The 22,280-nt window shown below is 71.7% G+C and carries 16 protein-coding genes; 6 read left to right on the plus strand and 10 right to left on the minus strand.

Annotated elements, in window-relative coordinates:
* Positions 1-101 precede the first annotated feature (101 nt).
* Complete coding sequence (locus H1D24_RS18285; RefSeq protein WP_181658668.1) at positions 102-1,913, plus strand: S8 family peptidase; 1,812 nt, start codon at positions 102-104, stop codon at positions 1,911-1,913.
* Positions 1,914-1,971: 58 nt separating this feature from the next.
* Here the strand turns inward: H1D24_RS18285 and H1D24_RS18290 are convergent, their stop codons facing one another.
* The 3 genes from H1D24_RS18290 to abmR all read right to left on the minus strand — a co-directional run bounded on the left by H1D24_RS18290 (position 1,972) and on the right by abmR (position 4,820).
* Positions 1,972-2,499, minus strand: coding sequence for a hypothetical protein (locus tag H1D24_RS18290; RefSeq protein ID WP_181658669.1), 528 nt, complete (start codon positions 2,497-2,499; stop codon positions 1,972-1,974).
* A gap of 122 nt (positions 2,500-2,621) precedes the next feature.
* The gene (locus tag H1D24_RS18295; RefSeq protein WP_181658670.1) at positions 2,622-4,061 is read right to left on the minus strand and encodes a serine/threonine-protein kinase; all 1,440 of its coding nucleotides are present in this window, start codon (positions 4,059-4,061) and stop codon (positions 2,622-2,624) included.
* Positions 4,062-4,244: 183 nt separating this feature from the next.
* Positions 4,245-4,820 (minus strand): ATP-binding transcription factor AbmR, encoded by a 576-nt coding sequence (abmR, locus tag H1D24_RS18300; RefSeq protein WP_181658671.1) that lies wholly within the window; start codon positions 4,818-4,820, stop codon positions 4,245-4,247.
* Between the two features lie 252 nt (positions 4,821-5,072).
* On the opposite strand from abmR, the gene H1D24_RS18305 reads away from it, so the two are divergent.
* Positions 5,073-5,942, plus strand: coding sequence for a putative protein N(5)-glutamine methyltransferase (locus H1D24_RS18305; RefSeq protein WP_181658672.1), 870 nt, complete (start codon positions 5,073-5,075; stop codon positions 5,940-5,942).
* A gap of 166 nt (positions 5,943-6,108) precedes the next feature.
* On the opposite strand, the gene H1D24_RS18310 is transcribed toward H1D24_RS18305, so the two are convergent.
* From H1D24_RS18310 to H1D24_RS18320, 3 genes are all read right to left on the minus strand, one after another.
* Positions 6,109-6,858 (minus strand): MBL fold metallo-hydrolase, encoded by a 750-nt coding sequence (locus H1D24_RS18310; RefSeq protein ID WP_181658673.1) that lies wholly within the window; start codon positions 6,856-6,858, stop codon positions 6,109-6,111.
* A gap of 434 nt (positions 6,859-7,292) precedes the next feature.
* Entirely contained in the window at positions 7,293-8,651 is a 1,359-nt protein-coding gene (locus H1D24_RS18315) for a cation:proton antiporter (protein WP_181658674.1), read from the minus strand.
* A 4-nt stretch (positions 8,652-8,655) separates the two neighbouring features.
* Positions 8,656-9,141, minus strand: coding sequence for a cation:proton antiporter regulatory subunit (locus H1D24_RS18320; protein WP_181658675.1), 486 nt, complete (start codon positions 9,139-9,141; stop codon positions 8,656-8,658).
* Positions 9,142-9,421: 280 nt separating this feature from the next.
* Between H1D24_RS18320 and H1D24_RS18325 the strand changes: the two genes are divergently transcribed.
* The 3 genes from H1D24_RS18325 to H1D24_RS18335 all read left to right on the plus strand — a co-directional run bounded on the left by H1D24_RS18325 (position 9,422) and on the right by H1D24_RS18335 (position 12,518).
* A complete protein-coding gene (locus tag H1D24_RS18325) occupies positions 9,422-10,048 on the plus strand; it encodes a LysE family translocator (RefSeq protein WP_181658676.1) in 627 nt (208 codons plus the stop codon).
* A gap of 267 nt (positions 10,049-10,315) precedes the next feature.
* A complete protein-coding gene (locus tag H1D24_RS18330) occupies positions 10,316-11,440 on the plus strand; it encodes an aminopeptidase P family protein (RefSeq protein WP_181658677.1) in 1,125 nt (374 codons plus the stop codon).
* 106 nt (positions 11,441-11,546) lie between these two features.
* Positions 11,547-12,518: a phosphotransferase family protein gene (locus H1D24_RS18335; protein WP_181658678.1), complete on the plus strand. Its 972-nt coding sequence runs from the start codon at positions 11,547-11,549 to the stop codon at positions 12,516-12,518.
* A gap of 250 nt (positions 12,519-12,768) precedes the next feature.
* On the opposite strand, the gene treZ is transcribed toward H1D24_RS18335, so the two are convergent.
* Positions 12,769-14,550 (minus strand): malto-oligosyltrehalose trehalohydrolase, encoded by a 1,782-nt coding sequence (gene treZ / locus H1D24_RS18340; RefSeq protein WP_181658679.1) that lies wholly within the window; start codon positions 14,548-14,550, stop codon positions 12,769-12,771.
* A gap of 176 nt (positions 14,551-14,726) precedes the next feature.
* Between treZ and H1D24_RS18345 the strand changes: the two genes are divergently transcribed.
* The gene (locus tag H1D24_RS18345; RefSeq protein WP_181658680.1) at positions 14,727-15,278 is read left to right on the plus strand and encodes an FHA domain-containing protein; all 552 of its coding nucleotides are present in this window, start codon (positions 14,727-14,729) and stop codon (positions 15,276-15,278) included.
* 131 nt (positions 15,279-15,409) lie between these two features.
* On the opposite strand, the gene H1D24_RS18350 is transcribed toward H1D24_RS18345, so the two are convergent.
* From H1D24_RS18350 to glgX, 3 genes are all read right to left on the minus strand, one after another.
* A complete protein-coding gene (locus tag H1D24_RS18350) occupies positions 15,410-16,663 on the minus strand; it encodes a M14 family zinc carboxypeptidase (protein WP_181658754.1) in 1,254 nt (417 codons plus the stop codon).
* Positions 16,664-17,043: 380 nt separating this feature from the next.
* Positions 17,044-19,761, minus strand: coding sequence for a malto-oligosyltrehalose synthase (treY, locus tag H1D24_RS18355; protein WP_181658681.1), 2,718 nt, complete (start codon positions 19,759-19,761; stop codon positions 17,044-17,046).
* A 184-nt stretch (positions 19,762-19,945) separates the two neighbouring features.
* The gene (glgX, locus tag H1D24_RS18360) at positions 19,946-22,057 is read right to left on the minus strand and encodes a glycogen debranching protein GlgX (protein WP_181658682.1); all 2,112 of its coding nucleotides are present in this window, start codon (positions 22,055-22,057) and stop codon (positions 19,946-19,948) included.
* Positions 22,058-22,280: the final 223 nt, after the last annotated feature.

Genomic DNA, 22,280 nt, shown 5'->3' on the forward strand with positions numbered 1-22,280 from the left:
CGGCCTTCGCGCCTACTCGATTTGACCCCCCTCCGCTTCGACGACGAGGCGAATCGACCGCCGCTCCGCGCTGCCCGGAGCCGGCCACGAAAGGCGATCCCTTGCTCACTCCACGTGTTTCGCGTGCTCCGAGACGGAAGCTGATATCCGTCGCCGCGATCTCCGCGACTCTCCTCTCCGGTACCGCCACCGCCGTCGTACTGGCCGGCCCGGCCGCCGCCGGGACACTCGCCGCAGAGGCCGCCGCCCCGGCCGCCTCCAGCCTCGTTCCCGCCGAGCGGCTCATCGTCGGCTACAAGTCGACCGCCGCCGAGGCCAAGTCGAACTCCGCGGCCTCCGCCGACGCCGAGGCCAAGGGCCGCGAGGCCGGCGAGGACCTGGACTTCCAGCGCCGCCTCGGCACCGGGGCCGCGCTGGTCGACCTGGGCGAGAAGCTCTCCAAGGCCGAGGTCGCCGACGTCATCGCCGAGTACCAGGAGGACCCGCAGGTCGCCTACGTCGTGCCGGACCGGCTCAACAGGCCGCTCGCCGACCCGAACGACACCGAGTACAGCAAGCAGTGGGACCTGTTCGAAGCCACCGCGGGCATGCGCGTGCCGGGCGCCTGGTCCACCGCCACGGGCAGCGGCGTCACGGTCGCCGTCATCGACACCGGCTACGTGACGCACTCCGACCTGGCCGCCAACGTCGTGGCCGGTCACGACTTCATCTCCGACACCGCCGTCTCCGTCGACGGCAACGGACGCGACAGCAACCCGGCCGACCCGGGCGACTGGTACGCGACCGACGAGTGCGGCACGGGCACCGGCTCCAGCGACTCCTCGTGGCACGGCACGCACGTCGCGGGCACCATCGCCGCCGTCACCAACAACAGCAAGGGCGTCGCGGGCATCGCGTACAACGCGAAGATCTCCCCGCTGCGTGTCCTCGGCAAGTGCGGCGGCTACGACTCCGACATCATCGACGCCATTACCTGGGCCTCGGGCGGTACGGTCTCGGGCGTCCCGGCCAACAGCAACGTCGCCAAGGTCATCAACATGAGCCTGGGCGGCAGCGGTTCCTGCACCTCCGCGACCCAGAGCGCCATCAACGCCGCCGTCAACCGAGGCACGACGGTCGTCGTCGCGGCGGGTAACAGCAACGCCAACGCGGCCAACTACTCGCCGGCGAGCTGCAACAACGTCATCAGCGTCGCCGCCACCAACCGCAGCGGCTCCAAGGCCTCGTACTCCAACTACGGCTCGGTCGTCGACATCGCGGCCCCCGGCGGCCAGACCAGTACCGGCACCGCCAACGGCATCCTGTCCACGCTCAACAGCGGTGCGCAGGGCCCGTCCACCGAGAGCTACGAGTACTACCAGGGCACCAGCATGGCCGCCCCGCACATCGCCGGCCTCGCCGCGCTGATGAAGTCCGCCAGCTCCTCGCTGACCCCGGCCCAGATCGAGTCGGCGATCAAGACCAACGCCCGTGCCCTGCCCGGCACCTGCTCGGGCGGCTGCGGCGCGGGCCTCGCGGACGCGACCAAGACCGTCCAGGCCGTGAGCGGCTCCGGCGGATCCGGCGGCACCACCTACACGAGCACCACGGCCGTCTCCATCCCGGACGCCGGCTCGGCGGTCGAGTCCCCGATCACCGTCAGCGGCCGCACCGGCAACGCCCCCTCGGCCCTGCAGGTCGGCGTGGACATCACCCACACGTACCGCGGTGACCTGGTGATCGACCTGGTGGCCCCGGACGGCTCGACGTACCGTCTGAAGTCCTCCAGCAGCTCCGACTCCGCGGACAACGTCGCCACCACGTACACCGTCAACGCCTCCAGCGAGACCGCCAACGGCACGTGGAAGCTGCGTGTCCAGGACGTCGCGGCCCAGGACACGGGCAGGATCAACAGCTGGAAGCTCACCTTCTGATCGCTGCCCAGCCATCGGATCGCCACAGAGCCGGCCGGCGCGAACGTGCGCCGGCCGGCTACTTGATGAGGGCGTTCGCCACGACGACGATCACCCCGAACAGCGCATCGACGCAGCCGATCCCCAGGGACGAGCGCCAGGTCCGGCGCGCGACCCGGGCCGAGGACAGGCCCAGGGCGAAGAGCAGCACGATGTTGAACACGAAGGCCACGGACTCGATGCCTTCGGACTTCCACCATCCGGTGCCCGCGCCGAAGAGCATCAGCACCGTGGGCAGGGCCGCCACCAACAGCGGCCACTCCGCCACCATCACGCGCAGCGAGCCCCGCAGGCCGAGTCGGGCCTGGTTTCCGCGTGCGGCGATGACATGCGCATACCCGTGGGCCAGGGCCGAGGCAGCCGCGGTGAAGAGCAGCCACGCGGCGTGGGACAGCCGGTCGGAGCGCGATGTCTCGCCGTACTCCGTGAGCGCGGCAGCCATCGAACTCGCCAGCACGGCCCCGTACACGCCTCCGAACAGCACGTTGGGCTGCGCGAGCAGCCCACGCAGGCGCCGGCCGGAAAGACGGAGGGTGCTGTCGTGCATGGCGTGGTCCTCCGGGCGCGGCGGGCAGGGGTGTCCGTACGGGTTGCTGGGAACCATCCCCCCTGGTCGGACCGCCGGATCCCCCCGAACGGGTAACGGCCCGCGGCGCCAAGCGCCTCGCCTCAGTCGTCCTCTTCCTCGTCCTGGTCCCCGCGATGCCCCTTCTGCGTCTCGACCGCCGTGGGCGACACGCTGGGGACGACCGGCGAGGCCGACTCCGAAGCCGGACCGCCGACCGGTTCCGTAGCCGCCGGGGTGGAGGCCGCCGGACTGGGAGCCACGGAACCCGTACCGGCGTCCCCCGGACTCGTACCGGTGTCTCCGGAGCTCCTACCGGCGTCCGTCGTGGCCCCCGGCTCGGCCGTCGGCCGCTCCCCGGAGCTGCCGTCGGGCGCGAACCATGCCATGCCGATCAGCAGGGACGCGATGAAGAGCGCGAGGCCCGCGACAAGGCCCGTCACTCGCGGCTGCCTCCCCGCCAGCGCACGCAGACCGCTGCCCCTCTGCACCGGGGGACGCTGCCGCGCATGAGCCGACCGGCCCCCGGTGGTGGGTGAGCCGTACGAGGCGGTGTGCCCGCCGCGTGCGGGACCGGCACCTGCACCGGGCGCATACGGGGTCGTGCCCCCGGACGCAGACGTGCCCGCGTGCGTGGGCGCCGCGCCAGACGTGGGCGTCACCCCGGACCGGGGCGTCGCCGCGTGCGTGGGTGTCGCATGCGCCGGCGTCGCCGCAGGCAGCGGCTCCGGCCGCCCCCGCCACGCGTCCGCCCGGAACCAGTCCGCAACCTGCTGCGCCGACGGCCGTTCCTCGGGCCGCTTGGCGAGCAGCCCCAGCAGATAGTTCTCGAAGGCGGGCGGAACGGTCACCCCCAGCCGGCCCGGCGGCACCGGCGGGGCGTCGACGTGCTGGTAGAGCAGGGCGGTGGCGGTGTCCGCCACGAACGGCGGCTGTCCGGCGAGCAGTTGGTACAGGACGCAGCCCAGCGAGTAGACGTCGGAGGCCGGGCCCGCCTGCTGCCCGAGGGCGCGCTCGGGGGCCAGATAGAGGCCGGTGCCCACGATCTGCCCGGTGCTGGTGAGCGCGGCCGCCGGATCGTCGAGGAACCGGGCGATGCCGAAGTCGCCCAGTTTCACCGCGCCGTCGGCGGCGAGCAGCAGATTGCCGGGCTTGATGTCCCGGTGCACCACGCCCTCGCGGTGCGCCGCGGCAAGACCCGCCGCGGCCTGCTCGGCGATGGCGGCGACCCGCTCCGGTGCGAGGCGGGCCCCACCGGAGGTCTCCTGCGCGAGGCTGCCGCCCTCCACGAGTTCCATGACGAGGTAGAAACGCCCGTCCCAGGCACCGAAGTCGAAGACGCCCACCACGTGCGGATGGCTCAGCCGCGCCGAGGTCTGCGCCTCCAGCCGGAAGCGGGCCGTGGCCGACGGGTCCGACTCCTGGCTCAGCAGCAGCTTCACGGCGACGGGACGGCCGAGCACCTCGTCGGTGGCCCGCCACACCTCGCCCATGCCGCCCCTGCCGATGGGGGAGTGCAACCGGTATCGATCCGCTACCAGCACTTGCGCACCAACCTCGTTCCGGACAGCAGCCAACTGGACGGCCGCGGAACGCACTTCGCCCGCACAGGGAGTCGGGGGAGCCGCAGCGGCCTCAGCTTACCGGCGCTCCTCGCGGTGCCCGCACGCCACCACCCCTCTCACCAGCCGTCCTGGTCGCCGGGTCATGACCTCGTCACCGAGCCATCACGTCGTGCCGGAGTTCCCCTCCGCAGGACCGGAGTCCTGGCCTTCCTGCGACTGAGCGTCCGGTCCCTGGGCGCGTACGCGCTGGACGTGTTCCAGGGATTCGCGCAGCTCCGTCAGCCAGTCGTCCGTGTGCTGCTGGACCAGGCGTACGCACCAGGCGAGCGCCTCGCTGCGGCTGCGGGCCACGCCGCCCGCGATCAAGGTGTCGAGGACCTGACGCTCAGGCTGCCGCAGACGGGTCATCACCGGCGCGGCGACATGGGTGAAGAGGGCACGCTCCCCGCCGCACTCCACACCCCACGAGACCTTACGGCGGAAGCGGTGCTCGGCCTCGCGGGCCACGGCGACGCGGTCCTCGCGGGTGCGCTCACGAAATTCCTGGATACGGCCCTGGACGGCCGCCTCCCGCTCGGCGCCCGAGGCGTCCTCGGCCAGCCGGGGTTCGCGGATGCGTCCGATGACAGTGATCTCCTCGCGGTCCACCGACACGTCCAGCAGGCTCTCGAAAAGATCTTCCGGCAGACGGCCGGCGAACCAGCCGCGTAGCTTCTCACGCTGATCGGCCGTAATCATGTAATCAACATTACGCCGATGCAGGTGGACCGCAAGGGGTTGCCCTCATGGCCTTTAAAGGGGTTGCTTCCGTGGGTTCGTGCTCGGGTACTGTGTGCCGTCTCCAGCACTGGAGGAAGCAGCACCGGAAGACGACCGAGGAGGTGAGACCCATTACCGCTGCAGCAGGCTGGGTGCTCTCACCTCGTGCTCGTACGGTCGCTCAGGCGTAGGCGAGGGCGAGAGCGCCCTTCGGCATCTCGAAAGGCTCTCATGTCGGCTTCGCCGTCCCTTCCCCCCTTCTCCGCCTCCCTCTCCTCCCTTTCCCTCACATCCTTCTCCACCGTCGTCACCCGGCTTCGGGCCGCGGGCTGCGTCTTCGCCGAGGAGGAGGCGCACATGCTCCTCTCCGCGGCCCGGACACCCGACGATCTCGCCGCCATGGTGGACCGGCGGGTCGCCGGGCTTCCCCTCGAACACGTCGTCGGCTGGGCCGAGTTCCACGGCTTGCGGATCGCCTTGGACCCCGGCGTCTTCGTGCCCCGCCGCCGTACCGAGTTCCTCGTCCGGCAGGCCGCCTCCCGCGTCCGTCCAGGCGCCGTCGTCGTCGATCTGGGCTGCGGCTCGGGGGCGCTGGGCGCCGCAGTGGCCGCGTCCCAGGAGCGGGTCGAGCTGCACGCGGCCGATATCGACCCCGCAGCGGTGCGGTGCGCCCGCCGCAACGTCGCCGCCATCGGCGGCCGTGTCTACGAGGGTGACCTCTACGAGCCGTTGCCGACCGCCTTGCGGGGCCGCATCGACATCCTGCTCGCCAACATGCCCTACGTCCCCACGGACGAGATCGAGCTGCTGCCCGCCGAGGCCCGTGTCCATGAGGCGCGGGTGGCGCTCGACGGGGGCACGGACGGGCTCGACGTCCTGCGGCGGGTGGCCGCGGAAGCGGTGCTGTGGCTCGCGCCGGACGGCCATCTGCTGGTCGAGACGACCGAACGCCAGGCACCGGCAGCGTCAGAGGTCTTCGCACGCTGCGGGCTGACCCCGAAGGTCGCCACTTCCGAGGAGCTGTACGCCACCGTCGTCGTCGGGACGAGGCCGGCACTTCGCCACGGGCGGGGCGAGCACGAGGGTTCCTTCGCGCGCTGACCAGGTGGCGCGCCGCCGCACGTGGTGACCAGGTGGCGCGCTGCCGTACGAATGATCCGGTGGCGCGCTGCCGTACGTGCTGAACAGGTGGCGCGCCGCCGTGACGCGCAGGTGGCGCGTCCGCAGTACGCGACGATCAGTCGGGGCGCGTCCGGTGGGCGCGCCGTCAGGCGACGAGCTCCCGCGCGTGCCGCACAGCCTCCGCGACCGGCCCGTGGTGCACCGGTCCGTGGCCCGGCAGCAGGACGTCCGCTGCGAGGGGCTCCATGGCGTCGAGCGACGCGAAGGCGCGGCGTCGGTCGGCGTCGAACATGGCCGGCAGCAGCTGAGGGCCACGCGCGCGTGCTATGGGATGGCCGCTGACCAGGGCGTCCCCGGAGATCAGAATCCCTGAGTCCGGGAGGTGGTACGCGCAGTGGCCCGCAGTATGGCCGGGAGTGTGGACGGGGACCGGGCGGCCCGGCAGATCGAGCGGACCGTGCGTGGGGAAGGGCTTCGGGCCGGTGACGGGGATCTTGGCCGTGCCGCCCGAGCGCAGTGCGTGCACCGCCCAGGGGAGCACACCCGGCCGCCACGCGTTCAGCAGGACCTGGCCGACCGAGACCTGGTGCAGGAACTCGCGGCGGGCGTGGGGCGCTTCGGCCTCGTGCAGCAGAACGGGCGTGCCGAAGGTGCTGCTGAGGTACTCGGCCGAACCGAGGTGGTCGTTGTGCGCATGCGTGATGAGCACGGCCGTCACCGCCTCGGGCGTGTGACCGAGCGCCGCGAGCGACTCGAGCAACAGCCCGCGGTCCCCCGGGTAGCCGGTGTCCACGAGCGTGACGGCGTCGCCCTCGGTCAGGATGATCCAGTTGGTATGGGAGCCATGGACCAGATGGACCCCGGTGGCGACCTGAAGGAGGGCGTCTTCGCGCATGACCGTCCCTGGACGTGAACTATGACAAAAGGGACGCTAATTGATCCTGGTGGGGATCGCCGCGCTCTTCCCCGAATGGCCGGCCCACACGCGCCCGTTCACGCGATGGTGCGATCATCTGCGCCCACGCGGATGTACGTCCGAGGGCACGGGTAATGCCCGGCCATGAGCCAGCCGTTCTGAGCGAGCGCGCGGTCCTCGGCGGATTCGTGAAGGAGTTCGAGAACTGGATGGCGGGGATCCTTACGTGGCATCGGGAGTGCGGTCGCTACCGGGAGGAGTCTCTCTCCCACGGAGGCGCGGCGGGCCGCCCGACCGTGCCGGCGCCACGACCGCCTCGGCTCCCCTTCACCTGGACGGGTGGCGGGGCCGGGGCTTCGGTGTCCGCACTGCTGTGACGGGCCCACCTGCCGGCAGCGGTCCCGGAGGTCACGTCACGGTCGGACGGCCTCGTCGCTGCCGCTTTCCTCGGGTGCGACGGAATCGGCCGGGGCCTGAGCCGAGACAGGCGCCCGCACCGATGCGGATTCCGACGCGGATGCCTGAGCCGAAACGGCCACCGACACCGATTCAGATTCCGACGCGGGCGTGGGCATGGCCGTCGGCCGGTCGGCCTGCCCCCGCCGCTCGGTCCTGCGCCGCCAGGCCTCCAGTGCCATGGCCACCGGCTCCGTGAACCGTGCGGTGAGCGGCCCCAGTACGACGAGGATCAGTACGTACGCGGTGGCCATCGGGCCGAGTGAGGGCTCGATTCCGGCGCCGACGGCCAGGCCCGCGATGACGATGGAGAACTCGCCGCGCGCCACCAGCGCACCGCCCGCCCGCCAGCGGCCCTTCACGGAGATCCCGGCCCGCCCGGCCGCCCAGTATCCCGTGGCGATCTTCGTCAGCGCCGTGACGATGGCCAGCGCGAGGGCAGGCAGCAGGACCGGGGGGATGCTCGCGGGATCGGTGTGCAGCCCGAAGAAGACGAAGAACACCGCGGCGAACAGATCCCGCAGCGGGCTGAGCAGCGCATGCGCGCCGTCGGCGACCTCGCCCGACAGCGCGATGCCCACGAGGAACGCGCCCACCGCCGCGGACACCTGGAGCTGCTGCGCGATGCCCGCGACCAGCAGGGTCAGTCCCAGTACGACCAGGAGCAGCTTCTCGGGGTCGTCACTGGAGACGAACCGCGAGATGTGCCGGCCGTAGCGCACAGCGATCATCAGCACGAGCCCGGCAACGCCCAGGGCGATGGCGAGCGTGGCGCCGCCCGCGGCCCAGCCCGCACCGGCCAGCAGGGCGGTGATGATCGGCAGATACACGGCCATGGCCAGGTCTTCGAGGACCAGGATGCTCAGGATGACGGGCGTCTCGCGGTTGCCGAGCCGGCCGAGGTCGCCGAGGACCTTGGCGATGACACCCGACGACGAGATCCAGGTGACGCCCGCCAGGACGACGGCGGCCACCGGGCCCCAGCCGAGCAGCAGGGCGACCGCGGCGCCGGGCAGGGCGTTGAGTGCGCAGTCGACGAGTCCCGCCGGGTACTGGGTCTTGAGATTGCTGACCAGATCGCTCGCCGTGTACTCCAGGCCCAGCATCAGCAGCAGCAGGATGACGCCGATCTCGGCGCCGATGGCCACGAACTCCTCGCTCGCGCCGAGGGGCAGCAGCCCGCCCTCACCGAACGCCAGCCCGGCCAGCAGATAGAGCGGAATCGGAGAGAACCGGAAACGTGCGGCGAACCGCCCGAGCAGCCCCAGGCCGAGGATGATCGCGCCGAACTCGATGAGGAACACAGCGGAGTGCACGCAATCACTCCCGTCCCAGGATGTCCGCTGCCGCCTCGACGCCCTCGCGGGTACCGATGACGATCAGCGTGTCGCCACCGGCCAGCCGGAAGTCCGGCGCGGGCGAGGGGATGGCCTCCGCTCGCCGCAGCACCGCCACGATCGAGGCGCCCGTCTCGGTACGCATCCGCGTCTCGCCCAGCAGCCGCCCGTTCCAGTACGAGGTGGGGGACAGCTCGATGCGTTCGGCTACCAGCCCCAGATCAGTGGTGTGGAGGAGGTTCGGGCTGTGGTGCGCCGGCATCAGCGCGTCGATCAGGGAATCCGATTCTCCGGCGGTCAGCCGGAGCGAGAGCGCGCATGCGTCCGGGTCGTCCGACCGGTATGCGCTGAGGGTGCGGGCACCGTCGCGGTGCGCGATCACTGAAAGGCGGTTCTGTTCTCGGGTGGTGAGGTCGTAGCGGACGCCGATGCCGGGCAGCGGTGTCTGACGAAGGCGCGGTGCGGGCACGGTGTTCTCCCCTGTGTGGCTGTCTGCAGGGCCGCTTTACCAAGTCTTTGTAGTTGACATCCTTTTTACTTGATCGCGGTTCGCCAGGGATTGGCGGGGTCCGGTCAGGTCGTGTGGGCCTCGGCACCGTGAGCGCCGCCGTCATCGGCATGACCAAACTGGCCGAGTCGAGGCCGTCGACGCACCCAAGGCGCCGGCGCGCTCCTCGTCGGGGTACACAGTGAGCGGGTGAGCGGAAAACCATTGGTCCCGCATCGGGGGCGGGCACCACGATGGGCCCATGCTGAGCACCCTTCTCGCCTTCCTCGGCGCCTGTACGCTGATCGCCGCCTCGCCGGGCCCGAGCACCGTGCTGATCATCAAGCAGTCGCTGGAAAGCAGGCGGTCGGGCTTCCTCACCGTCCTCGGCAACGAGACGGGCGTCTTCGTCTGGGGCCTCGTCGCGGCGTTCGGGCTGACCGCGTTGCTGACCGCGTCCCAGATCGCGTACGACGTCATGCGGATCGTGGGCGCCGTGGTCCTCGTGGTCTTCGGCGTCCAGACGCTGTGGAACGCACGCCGCCACAGGGCGGCCGGGGCCGCGGACGGCGGATGGCAGGGCACCCGGAAGTCCGGCTGGGCCTCGTACCGGGACGGGCTGCTGCTCAACCTCGCCAACCCCAAGTGCGCGATCTTCGCGATGTCCTTCCTGCCGCAGTTCGTGCCGGCGGGTGCCCCTCATCTGCCCACGATGGTCGGCCTCGCGGCGCTGTGGGCGGTCTACGAAGTCGGTTGGTACGGCGCGTACGTGTGGTTCGTGGGCCGGATGAAGCAGGTCCTGTCACGTACGGGGGTCCGGCGTCGGCTTGAACAGGTATCCGGAGGAGTACTCGTGCTCCTCGGGGTGCGGCTCGGCCTGGAGAGCTGACGCACATGAACCGGTCGGTGGCTGAGCCGGCCGCTCCCGGGCCGCTACCGGCCCCCGGAGGGCCTGCATGCCCGCTCGCGCGGACGGGGACTGGCGGGCAGGATGCTGCCCGTAGACCCGTAGACCCGTAGACCCGTAGACCCGTAGACCGGTGGACGCGTTGACCCGTAGACCCGCACATCCGGAAGCCCGTAGACCCGTAGACCTGCACATCCGGAAGCCCATAGACCCGTACAGCCATGGAGCCATGGAGCCCTGGAGGCCCTGATGTCCGGCACGCCCCCGCCCTTCACCGCCGACGACTACAAGGCCCGCATGGACCGCGCCGCGCAGGCGGCGGCTGATGCGGGACTGGCCGGCGTCCTCGTCGCGCCCGGCCCTGATCTCGTGTGGCTCACCGGCTACCGGCCGCCCGCGACGACCGAGCGGCTCACCATGCTGGTGCTCGCCGCCGGGCAGGACCCGGTTCTCGTCGTGCCGACTCTCGAGGCGCCGGACGCGGCCGAGGCGGCGGGCGCACCGGCGCTGACCCTGCACGACTGGACCGACGGCAAGGACCCCTACGCGGCGACCGCGCCCTTCCTCGACGCCTCCGGCCGGTTCGGCATCAGCGACAACGCCTGGGCGATGCATCTGCTGGCGCTTCAGAAGGAGTTGCCGGGCACGTCGTATGTCTCCCTCACCGACGCCCTGCCGATGCTGCGGGCCGTGAAGGACGCCGCCGAACTCGAACGTCTCACGGCGGCCGCGGCGGCCGCCGACATGACGTACGAAGAGATCAAGAGAGTCCAGTTCGAGGGCCGCAGGGAGGCGGACGTCGCCGCCGAGCTCGCACATCTGCTGCGGCAGTGCGGGCACGAGCAGGTCGACTTCACCGTCGTCGGCTCGGGGCCCAACGGTGCCAATCCGCACCACGAGGCGGGCGACCGCGTCATCGAGCGCGGCGACATGGTCGTCCTGGACTTCGGCGGCCTGATGCACGGCTACGGTTCGGACACCTCCCGTACCGTGCACGTCGGAGAGCCGAGCGCCGAGGAGCAGCGGGTCCACGACGTGGTCCGCGGAGCCCAGGAGGAGGCCGTGAAGGCCGTGCGGCCGGGTATCGCCTGCCAGGACGTCGACCGGGTCGCCCGCGCGTACATCACCGAGGCCGGGTACGGAGAGTTCTTCATCCACCGCACAGGCCACGGCATCGGCGTCACCACCCATGAACCGCCCTACATGATCGAGGGCGAACAGCAGACGCTGGTGCCGGGGATGTGCTTCTCCGTGGAGCCCGGCATCTATCTGCCGGGTCGCTTCGGGGTGCGTATCGAGGACATCGTGACCGCCACGGAGGACGCCGGGCGACGGCTCAACAACACGGCACGGGAGATGGCGATCGTGCACTAGGCACCGACTGCGGGCGAGGCGACCGTGCGCGACGATTACCGGTCGGACATCGTGGAAGTCGGGTAACCGGCGATCGTGGAGATCGTGGACTGGAAGCGACGCGAGGATGCACCGGCCACTGACAGCAGACACCGTTCGGGGACTCGTCCGCACCGCCCTCGGCGACGCGGCCGGAGTCGGCGACGGCCTCGACGTGCGCCCCGTCGATGAGGCCGGCGAGCAGCTGTGCTGGTGGATCGGCACGCGCCATGTGCTGCGGCTCGCCCCCGACCCTGCCGCCTCCGTCCGCCAGCGGCGTGAGATCCGGGTCCGCGACCTGGTACGCCCCCACGTCGGCGTCCCGGTACCGGCCAGCTCCGCGGCCGGTGAGTGGGCGAACGGGCTCGCCTTCACGCTGGACACCCGGCTGCCGGGGGCCTCCGCGGAGGGCCGGGCCGTCTCGCCGGCGGGCGAGGCGGATCTGGCGGGGCTTCTCTCCGGGCTTCGCTCGGTGCCCGTGCGCGCGGCCGCGGCGCTCGGCCTGCCGGTGACCACGCCGCGGTCGCTGGAGAAGGTGCGGGCGCAGGCCGCCCGGGCCGCCCAACGTGTCGATGCGGACGGCGAGTTCGATCCCGGACGGCTCGACAGGCTGACGCCGCGTGCCATCGATCAGCTCGCGCCGTTGCCCGGCACCGGCGTCGTCGTCCACCACGACCTCACGGGCGAGCACCTGAAGGTGACCGCGGACGGACGGGTGTGCGGCGTCCTCGACTGGGCCGACGCGGTGATCGGCGACCCGGCCGAGGACATCGCGGGCCTGGCCGTCGCCGTGGGCGCCCCTGCCGCGGTCCGGGCGGCGACACTGGCCGGATACGAGGCCCGGCTGTGCCTACGCGGTCTGTGGCTGGCCCGCTGCGACACCGTCATCCGCCTCGCCGGCCGACTCCAGGGCCAGGACGAGGGCCCGCGGCCACTGCGGCCGCTGTTGCGCGCACAGTTGCGGCGCACCTGGGAGGCGATCCTCCTCGAACGCCTCACGGATGTGCCGGAACAGGGTCCTGACCCGGGTCAGAGGCGCGCACCGGACCAAGGTCCCTGACCCGGAGTCGGTTTTCCGCCGTGTCCCCGGCCCCACCACCCCCGGCCGAAGGCTGGGGCCCAGCGTTGGGCCGGGGGCCCTGCGCGTAGCGGGTGGGAACGGTCTGCGCGGCCCCTCGCGGCCCCGCCGGAGAGCGGCCCGTGCCGTGGACGCCCCCAGTTGCGCGGACGGCGGCCTCCGACAGCCGTCTCAGTCCAGTGGCACGCGGTCCCGGAAGCGCTCCGCAGAGGCCGGGCCCGGAGGCCCGACGTCATCCCTGCACCAGCACCGCGCACGACTCGCCCGGAACCACGAGCGTGCCCTCCGCGTCCGGTGCGCCGACCGGTTCCCATGCGGCCAGCACGCGTGCGTGGCTCGCGCTCAGCGGTACGGCGGCAGGCTCCTTGGAGAGGTTCACGGCGACCCGGATGTCGCCGCGGCGGAAGGCGAACCAGCGTGCCTGCTCGTCGTAGGAGACGCGCACCGCGGCCAGGTCCGGATCGGAGAGGTCGGGCAGCCCGTGCCGCAGCGCGATCAGTTCGCGGTACCAGGCGAGCACGCGCGCGTGCGGCTCCCGCTGCGGCTCCGACCAGTCGAGGCACGAGCGGTCCCGCGTCGCCGGGTCCTGGGGATCCGGGATGTCCTCCTCCGCCCAGCCGTGGGCCGCGAATTCCCGCCGCCGGCCCCGGCGGACCGCCTCCGCCAGGGCGGGATCGGTGTGGTCGGTGAAGAACTGCCAGGGCGTGCCCGCGGCCCACTCCTCGCCCATGAACAGCATCGGCGTGAACGGCCCGGTCAGGGTGAGCGCGGCCGCGCAGGCGAGCAGGCCGGGGGAGAGGGAGGCGGCGAGCCGGTCGCCCTGGGCGCGGTTGCCGACCTGGTCGTGGGTCTGGGAGTAGCCGAGGAGGCGGTGCGCGGAGATGCGCGTCAGGTCGAGCGGACGGCCGTGGTGGCGGCCGCGGAAGCTCGAGTACGTACCGTTGTGGAAGTACCCGCCCGTCAGCGTCTTGGCGAGCGCGGCGAGCGGTGCCTTGGCGAAGTCCGCGTAGTAGCCCTGCGATTCGCCGGTGAGCGCGGTGTGCAGCGCGTGGTGGAAGTCGTCGTTCCACTGAGCGTGCAGCCCCAGGCCGCCCTCCGAGCGCGGTGTGATCAGGCGCGGATCGCAGAGGTCCGACTCCGCGACCAGGAACAGCGGCCGCCCGACCTCGTCCGCGAGTCCGTCCACCGCGGTGGACAGCTCCTCCAGGAAGTGGATCGCACGCTTGTCGTGCAGCTCATGGACCGCGTCGAGCCGCAGCCCGTCGATCCGGTAGTCGCGCAGCCAGGCCAGCGCACTGCCGGTGAGATACGCGCGTACCTCGTCCGATCCGGGGCCGTCGAGGTTGACGGCGACGCCCCAGGGGGTGTGGTAGGCGTCCGTGAAGTAGGGCCCGAACTGGGGGAGATGGTTGCCGGAAGGGCCGAGGTGGTTGTGCACGACGTCGAGGACGACACCCAGACCGAGTTCATGCGCTCTGTCGACAAAGCGCTTCAGCGCCTCCGGGCCGCCGTAGGGCTCGTGTACGGCCCACAGCGAGACGCCCTCGTACCCCCAGCCGTGCCGCCCCGGGAACGGGCACAGCGGCATCAGCTCCACATGCGTGATGCCCAGTTCCGCCAGATGACCGAGGCGGTCGGCCGCCGCGTCGAGCGTGCCCTCGCGCGTGTACGTCCCTACGTGCAGCTCGTACAGCACCGCGTCCGGCAGGCCGCGCCCGGTCCACTCCGTGCGCCATGCGTACCGGCCGTGGTCCACGACGGCGCTCAGCCCGTCCGGACCGTCCGGCTGGCGCCGCGAGCGCGGATCGGGCAGCACCGGGCCGTGGTCGAGCGAGTAGCCGTAGCGCGCGCCGTCCTCCGCCTCCGTGTCGCTGGTCCACCACCCCGTGCGCTCCGGATCGCGTTCCATCGCGCGCGTGGCGCCCTCCAGGTGGAGCGTCACCCGGTCGGCCTGCGGTGCCCACACCTCGAACTGCTGCACGGACGGTATCCCCTCGTCTCCCGGCTGTGGCATCGGTGTCCATGGTGCTGCACAAGGGATCGATGCGCTCCTGAAATCGCCGTATGCCGCGCAGAGTCCTCTTTCACCGGACATGCCGGTCCCGTGCCTGGTCAGTGTGGCGGCCCCGAGGCCGGGGAAGTCCGGCGTTTCCTGGACACCCCGGCCGGTGCTGCCCGACAATCACCAGCGTGACGTCGTCTTTCGAGTTCCACACCTACCCCGCGCGGCTCTCCGACGCCGAACGCGACAGGGCACTGAAGGTGCTCAGGAACGGCGTGGCCCTGGGGCGGCTGTCGCACGACACGTTCATACGGCGCATGGAACTCGTACTGGCCGCCCGCCGGCCCGACGAGCTCGCGGTGCTGACCGCCGATCTGCACACCGAAGGCCGTTGGTCCCGACGGCTGTTCGGCGCGGTCGGCGCCGTCTCGGGCTTCACCGTACGGCTGCGCAGGGCCTGGCAGTCCGAGCGGCTGCCGAAGCTGCTGCTGCCCGTGCCCGGGAGCCCCTACCCGCTCCGCATAGGCCGGGACCCGGCGAACGGGCTGCGCCTCAGCCACGAGACGGTGTCCCGGGTGCATGCCGAACTCAGCCGGCAGGGCGGCGTGTGGGTGCTCCGCGACCTGGGCTCGACCAACGGCACGTCGGTGAACGGTCGGCGCGTGATCGGCGCGGTCGTCGTCCAGGACGGCGACCAAGTCAGCTTCGGCCAGATGTCGTTCCGCTTGTCGGCGGACTGAGACGCTCGGCCTCTTCGCCTGCGTATCCGCCGCTCGAGGCCCGCGCGAGCCCGGGAACAGGCGTCCACGCGCGTGTGCAGGCAATCGGCGAGACGTGCAGTCGCGTTGCAGGCAACCCGCCGATCGTGCAGTCAGCCGGTGACCGCGAGCGCCTGCCGCATCGCCTCGACCACCGTACGGGCCTGGTGCTCGACCTGGTGGTCCAGCGGCACCCAGCGGGCCCGGAACCGCGCCGCGAAGACGGCGCACCAGTGCGTCACGAGCTGGTTGAGCCGCGGCGCGGCCCGGTCGTCGCTCTCTCGCAGCACCCGGAGCAGCATCGCGGCGGCGCGCAGCGGCAGCCGGCGGCCGAACGCGTCGATGCTGTCGACGTACGCCATCGTGGCGTCCTGGGGCGGCGGCCGGCGCCAGTCGTCGGCGAGCCCGGGGACCAGCTCGAGCGCCCATCTGGCCGCGCGCAGCAGGGGCCCCTCGGCCCCCGCCAGGCGCGGCAGGGCCTCGGCGAGGATCTCCTCGACCAGGAGCGTGTCCCGGCGCAGCCGCCCGGACAGCCGCCGCATGGCCTCGGCCGGCGCGGGATGCGGCGCCGGGTCACCGACCAGATCGCTCGCCCACATGGGCACCTCGACGATCGCCGTCAGACCGCCGTACCGGTGGGCGTGGTGCCAGGTGCTGTGCCGCGCGTCGTCGGGCAGGCTCGGGAAAGCCACGTCCGAATCCGCGGCCGGCATCACATGGACGCCAGGGCCGGAGGCCGGCCAGCCCGCGGCGTCGGACGCCCCCGTCTCGACCGGAATGTGCAGCTCCGCCGCCGACTTGGCGAACGGCTCGGCGAGCCCCGGGATGTCCTTCGTCAGCTGCACCCAGGTGCCGCCAAGATCCGTGCTGTGCAGCGACACCTGGAGGTAGGGCCGCAGTTCGTCGATGACGCCGGTGAGGGCCAGCGTCTCGGGCGGCAGCCGGTCGGGAGGCAGCACGGACGGGGACCACTCGGGCTGCTCGGGGCCCGCGGGACGGAAGAAGTTCCGGTGGTAGTCGAGCAGTGAGCGAGGCGCCGGGGTGCGGTGGAGGCTGGCGCCGTCCGGATCGGCGCACAGCAGGAAGTGCCAGGAGACATCCGTGCGCAATCCCCGGTCGTGCAGCGCCCGTTCGGCGAGGTACAGCAGCGTCGAGCCGCCCGTCGGCTCGTTGGCATGGGCGCCCGCGACGACCAGGACCGCCCGGGAGGCCCGGCCGACGGACAGCAGATGCAGGGGTCTGCCCGCGCGTGAAGTGCCGACCTGCCGCAGCTCGCACAGATCAGGCCGGTGAGCCGCCAACTCCCTGGCTGCCCAGGTGAGTTCCGTCACGCTGGGATAGCGCTGGTCTATCGGGTGGGTCTCCATGGGGTGGGTCACCGCTCCTCCTCGCCGAGCAGCCACTGGCGTGAGGACATGCGCTCGGCGCGCATCCGGAGCCGTTGTGGACTCGCTGACGACCCGTTCGGCACCACAGGGCGGAGGGGGCGGACTGCCGTCGCCCTCCTGCGCCCGGCCCTCGACGACCGGTCCGGAATCGGCATCCCCGGCTGACCGGGCCCTACGAGGGCGTCTGCCGCTCACGCACCTCGGCTCCTCCCGCTGGCCTAGCCGAACAACCGCCGGGCGAAGGGAACCAGGTTCCCCCGGCCGCCGGCCGTCGCGCCCCCGTTGTGCGCATCCGCAGTACCCCATGCCGTGGAGCGGCTGTCAATAAGGCCGCAACCGGTACCCGCCCGTCCGGCGGACTACAGTCCGTCGCCGCCGGTTCCCGGCTCGGTCCGCACCAGAAGAGCCACCGGCAGTTCGGTGAACAGCTCCGCCACGCGCGCGTGCCCCGCGAAGCTCCGCCCCGGCGAGAGCAGGTCGGACCACCGTCCCTCCGGCAGCGGCAGCTGCGTGTCCCGCCAGCCCCCGGCATCGGCCAGCCGCAGCGACAGCCGCGTCACGGCACAGATCACCTCGCCGGACCGTACGAACGCGACGCAGTGCGCGGCACCGGGCCCCTGGGCGTCCAGCGGCTCGTACGTCGCCGCGTCGCCGAAGAGCTCCGGGCGGCGCCTTCTTAGTCGCAGTGCGGTCGCGGTGAGCGCCAGCTTCTCGGCGGAGAGGTCGGGAGGCCCGGAGAGGTCCTGAGCATCGGAGACGCCCGGAGCACCCGGGACCCGCGCAGCACCGGCGGCGACCTCAGAAGCACCCGGGACCCCCGCAGCACCGGCGGCGACCTCAGAAGCACCCGAGACCTCCGGCAGCTCCGAGACCTCCGGCAGCTCCGAGACCTCCGGCTGTCCCGGGACCTCTGGCAGTCCCGGGACCTCTGGCAGTCCCGGGACCTCGGGCAGCCCCGAGACCTCCGGCAGCCCCCGGACGTCCAAAGCTCCTGGAAAGTCCCCGCCACCGTGCCTCGCGTCCAGGCGCCGCAGCAACTCGGGCCGGAACCGCGGCGGCCGCCGGTTGTCCGGGTCGACCAGCGCCAGGTACTCGCTCTCCGTGCCCTGGTACACGTCGGGCACCCCCGGCATCGTCAGATGCAGCAGCGCCGCCCCGAGGACGTTGGCGCGCAGATGGCGACGCAGGGCGCCCGCGAACTCCTCGACGGTGTGCAGCGGCGGCCCGCCCGGCCCGGCCTCCACGAACCGCGCAACGGCCTCCTCGTACGCCGGGTTCTGCTCGGTCCAGCTGGTGTGCAGCCCCGCCTCGCGCACATGCTTCAGCATCGCCTCCCGCAGCCGGTCGCCAGGCCCACCGGACGGGTCCTCCGGCACGCCACGCCCGAAGCCGACCGCCGTCTGCCAGGCCGCCCAGGCCACCTGGAGGTCGGGCGCAGCCGGCGCGTCCGCGCGCGCGGTCTGCTCGGTCACCTCGGCCAGCAGGCCCGCCCACCGGTCGGGGCACTCGGTGAGAACGGCGATACCGGCCCGTACGTCGGCGCTGCGCTTCGTGTCGTGCGTGGACAGGACGGTCCCGGTGAGCGGCCAGTCGCGCTGCACGCGCGCGCAGTACGCGTGGAAGAGCTCCGGCGAGACGGCCGGACTGCCCGGATTCCCGCCCACCTCGGTCGCCGACATCAGCGGCACATAGCGGTAGAACGCCGTGTCCTCGACCGACTTGGCGTGCAGCGCCGACGCGATCTGGCCGAACCGTGTGGCGAACGCGACCTGGTCGGGGCCGTGGCCGAGCCGGCCGATCACCAGGTTCCGGACGACGTCGACGGCCCCCGCCTCCTCGGGCACCGCGAAAACCGCCCTCGCCTCCGCGGCGGCCTCCTCGCTCAGGACGAACTCGCTGCCCCCGTTGACGTACGGCCGGTAGACGTGCAGGCGGACGAGCAGTTCGCGGATCGCGGTGCGCAGCGCCCAGGGCGCGTGGTCGCGCAGTGCGGGGTCCGAGGTGCAGATGAGGCTCCCCACGCGCGTGAGGCGGTCGACCTCGGTGGCCAGCTCGCGGGTGACCACCTTGTACGCGGCGCGCCGCACCGTGGCCGCCCAGTCGCCGCCCCGGTCGGCGGGCGGGGCGGCGAAGCGGCGGTACTGGCCGAGGAGTTCGCCCGCGCCCGCCGGATCCGTGAACAGCCCGTCGATGTGCCGCAGCGCGTCATAGCCGGTGGTGCCGGCCACGGGCCAGGCGGCGGGCAGCTGCTCGCCGTCGTTAAGGATCTTCTCCACGACCGTCCAGCGCCCGCCGGTCGCCTCGTGCAGCCGCTGGAGGTACGGGCCAGGGTCCGCGAGCCCGTCCGGATGGTCGATGCGCAGCCCCTCCAGGACGCCCTCGCGCAGCAGTTGCAGGATCTTCCCGTGCGTGGCGGCGAACACCTCCGGGTCCTCGACGCGCACCCCGATGAGATCCGAAATGGTGAAGAACCGCCGGTAGTTGAGCTCGGTGCGGGCCAGCCGCCACCATCCGAGCCGGTACCACTGCGCATCGAGGAGCTGCGGCAGCGGCAGCTTCGCGGTGCCCTCGCGCAGCGGGAACGCGTGCTCGTGGTAGCGGAGCACGTCGCCGTCGACCTTCAGCTGGTCCCATACCTCGCCGATCCGGTGGCCCAGGACCGGCATCAGCACCTGGCCGCCCCCCGCCTCCCAGTCGATGTCGAACCAGCGTGCGTACGGCGACTGCGGACCGTCGCGCAGCACCTCCCACAGCGCGCGGTTGAACCGCGGTACCGCCGCCATGTGGTTCGGCACGATGTCCACGATCAGGCCGAGCCCGTGCTCCCGCGCGGTGCGCGCCAGCGCGCGCAGCCCCTCCTCGCCGCCCAGCTCGTCGCGCACGCGCGCGTGGTCCACGACGTCGTAACCGTGCAGCGAGCCGGGGACGGCCTCGAGGACCGGCGACAGGTGCAGGTGTGAGACGCCGAGGGCGGCGAGATACGGCACGGCCGCCTCGGCCGCGGCGAACGGGAACGCGGGCTGGAGCTGGAGCCGGTACGTGGCGGTGGGCGGCGCGGGGATCGGCTGAGGCGTCATGGGAACGTACGTACCCGCCCGGTGGGCGGTACGTACCGTCCGTGGCGCGTTCGTGTGGCACAGGCCGTACGCGACGCACCGTACGTCGTGGGCTGTGCCCACCCTCCCCCACTGCCTTAAGGGCGTGGGAGGTGCCCCCAGCCCTGCGGAACGCCTGCCCACAACGGGACCAGCGCGGCGCCCCTTACGCAGGCCGCTGCAGAACCACCAGGCTCCTGTCCACCAGCGTCAGCCGGTCGCCCGCCTGGACCTTCACCCCCGTGCCCGGCGGCACCCCGTCCGCCCGTGCCGTGTCCACGACGACCTCCCACTGCCGCCCGTGGTTTACGGGCACCACGAACTCCAGCTCCTCGGGGGACGCGTTGAACATCAGGAGGAACGAGTCGTCCGCGATGCGCTCGCCGCGCGGGCCGGGCTCGGAGATCGCGTTGCCGTTGAGGAACACCGTCAGGGCCCGGGCCTGGGACGCGCTCCAGTCGCGCTGCGTCATCTCCTCGCCCTCGGGCGTGAACCAGGCGATGTCGGACAGCTCGTCGTGGGTGCCCTGGACGGGCCGCCCGTGGAAGAACCGGCGGCGGCGGAAGACCGGGTGGTCGCGCCGCAGCCACACCATCGCGCGCGTGAAGGCCAGCAGGTCCCCCTCTCCGTCCTCCGGCCAGTGCACCCACGACAGCTCGCTGTCCTGGCAGTACGCGTTGTTGTTGCCGCGCTGGGTGCGGGCGAACTCGTCGCCGTGGCTGAGCATCGGTACGCCCTGGGAGAGCATCAGCGTGGCGATGAAGTTGCGCATCTGGCGCAGGCGCAACTCCAGCACCTCGGGGTCGTCGGTCTCGCCCTCCGCTCCGCAGTTCCAGGACCGGTTGTGGCTCTCGCCGTCGCGGTTGTCCTCGCCGTTGGCCTGGTTGTGCTTCTCGTTGTACGACACGAGATCGTGCATCGTGAAGCCGTCGTGGCAGGTCACGAAGTTGATCGAGGCGAGCGGGCGGCGCCCGTCGTCCTGGTACAGATCGGACGAACCGGTCAGCCGGGAGGCGAACTCGGCGAGTGTCCGTGGCTCGCCGCGCCACATGTCGCGCACCGTGTCGCGGTACTTGCCGTTCCACTCGGTCCACAGCGGCGGGAAGTTCCCCACCTGGTAGCCGCCCTCGCCGACGTCCCAGGGTTCCGCGATCAGCTTCACCTGCGACACCACCGGGTCCTGCTGCACGAGGTCGAAGAACGACGACAGCCGGTCCACCTCGTGGAACTGCCTCGCCAGCGTCGCCGCGAGATCGAACCGGAAGCCGTCCACATGCATCTCGGTGACCCAGTACCGCAGCGAGTCCATGATCAGCTGCAGCACGTGCGGCGACCGCATGAGCAGGGAGTTTCCGGTCCCTGTAGTGTCCATGTAGTAGCGGGGATCGTCCGCCAGACGGTAGTACGACGCGTTGTCCAGGCCCCGGAAGGACAGCGTCGGGCCCAGGTGGTTGCCCTCGGCCGTGTGGTTGTAGACGACATCCAGGATGACCTCGATGCCGGCCTGGTGCAGGGCGCGCACCGCCGACTTGAACTCCAGCACCTGCTGGCCGCGGTCGCCCCAGGAGGCGTAGGCGTTGTGCGGTGCGAAGAAGCCGATGGTGTTGTAGCCCCAGTAGTTGTTCAGGCCCATCTCCACCAGGCGGTGATCGTTCACGAACTGGTGGACCGGCATCAGCTCGAGGGCCGTCACGCCCAGCTCGGTCAGGTGTTCAAGGATCGCCGGATGGGCCAGGGCCGCGTAGGTGCCCCGCAGCTCGTCGGGCAGCGCCGGGTGCATCATGGTCAGGCCCTTCACATGGGCCTCGTAGATCACCGTCCGGTGGTAGTCGGTGCGCGGCAGCCGGTCGTCGCCCCAGTCGAAGTACGGATTGACCACCACGGACGCCATCGTGTGCGGCGCCGAGTCCAGGTCGTTGCGCTTGTGGGGCTCGCCGAAGTGGTAGCCGTAGACCTCCTCGCCCCACTCGATGCGGCCGCTGACCGCGCGCGCGTAGGGGTCGAGGAGCAGCTTCGCCGAGTTGCACCGCTGGCCGCGCTCGGGTGCGTACGGCCCGTGCACCCGGAAGCCGTAGCGCTGCCCCGGCATGATCCCGGGCAGGTAGGCGTGCCGCACGAAGGCGTCGCTCTCGCGCAGCTCGACGGCTGTCTCCGAGCCGTCGTCGTGCAGCAGACACAGCTCGATGCGGTGCGCGGCCTCCGAGAAGACCGCGAAGTTCGTACCGGCGCCGTCGTACGTGGCGCCGAGGGGATACGCCTGTCCAGGCCAGACCTGCATGGATACGACTCTTCCATTTCCGGCCCGGGTACGGGGGGCCACTCGGCTCCGAGTCTCCCTGAAAGTGAGTGAACCTCCTAGGACTTCATGCCGTCCTACAGGGTGACCACATACCCGGTATGCGTACTGACTACCCGGTATGCGTACTGAGGGGACTGCAGAGACAGCAGGGACTATAGGGGGAACATGTGCGCGAACTAGCAAGACGCCATCTGGGCAAGGT

The sequence above is a fragment of the Streptomyces himalayensis subsp. himalayensis genome (assembly GCF_013778455.1).
In the GTDB taxonomy this organism is placed as follows: domain Bacteria; phylum Actinomycetota; class Actinomycetes; order Streptomycetales; family Streptomycetaceae; genus Streptomyces; species Streptomyces himalayensis.

Excerpts from the sequence above, each read along its gene's own strand:
- H1D24_RS18335 (WP_181658678.1), top strand. The coding sequence starts at position 11,547 with ATGCACCGGCCACTGACAGCAGACACCGTTCGGGGACTCGTCCGCACC.
- treZ (WP_181658679.1), bottom strand. The coding sequence starts at position 14,550 with ATGCCACAGCCGGGAGACGAGGGGATACCGTCCGTGCAGCAGTTCGAG.
- H1D24_RS18305 (WP_181658672.1), top strand. The coding sequence starts at position 5,073 with ATGTCGGCTTCGCCGTCCCTTCCCCCCTTCTCCGCCTCCCTCTCCTCC.
- H1D24_RS18325 (WP_181658676.1), top strand. The coding sequence starts at position 9,422 with ATGCTGAGCACCCTTCTCGCCTTCCTCGGCGCCTGTACGCTGATCGCC.
- H1D24_RS18330 (WP_181658677.1), top strand. The coding sequence starts at position 10,316 with ATGTCCGGCACGCCCCCGCCCTTCACCGCCGACGACTACAAGGCCCGC.
- H1D24_RS18310 (WP_181658673.1), bottom strand. The coding sequence starts at position 6,858 with ATGCGCGAAGACGCCCTCCTTCAGGTCGCCACCGGGGTCCATCTGGTC.
- treY (WP_181658681.1), bottom strand. The coding sequence starts at position 19,761 with ATGACGCCTCAGCCGATCCCCGCGCCGCCCACCGCCACGTACCGGCTC.
- H1D24_RS18350 (WP_181658754.1), bottom strand. The coding sequence starts at position 16,663 with ATGGAGACCCACCCGATAGACCAGCGCTATCCCAGCGTGACGGAACTC.
- H1D24_RS18290 (WP_181658669.1), bottom strand. The coding sequence starts at position 2,499 with ATGCACGACAGCACCCTCCGTCTTTCCGGCCGGCGCCTGCGTGGGCTG.
- glgX (WP_181658682.1), bottom strand. The coding sequence starts at position 22,057 with ATGCAGGTCTGGCCTGGACAGGCGTATCCCCTCGGCGCCACGTACGAC.
- abmR (WP_181658671.1), bottom strand. The coding sequence starts at position 4,820 with ATGATTACGGCCGATCAGCGTGAGAAGCTACGCGGCTGGTTCGCCGGC.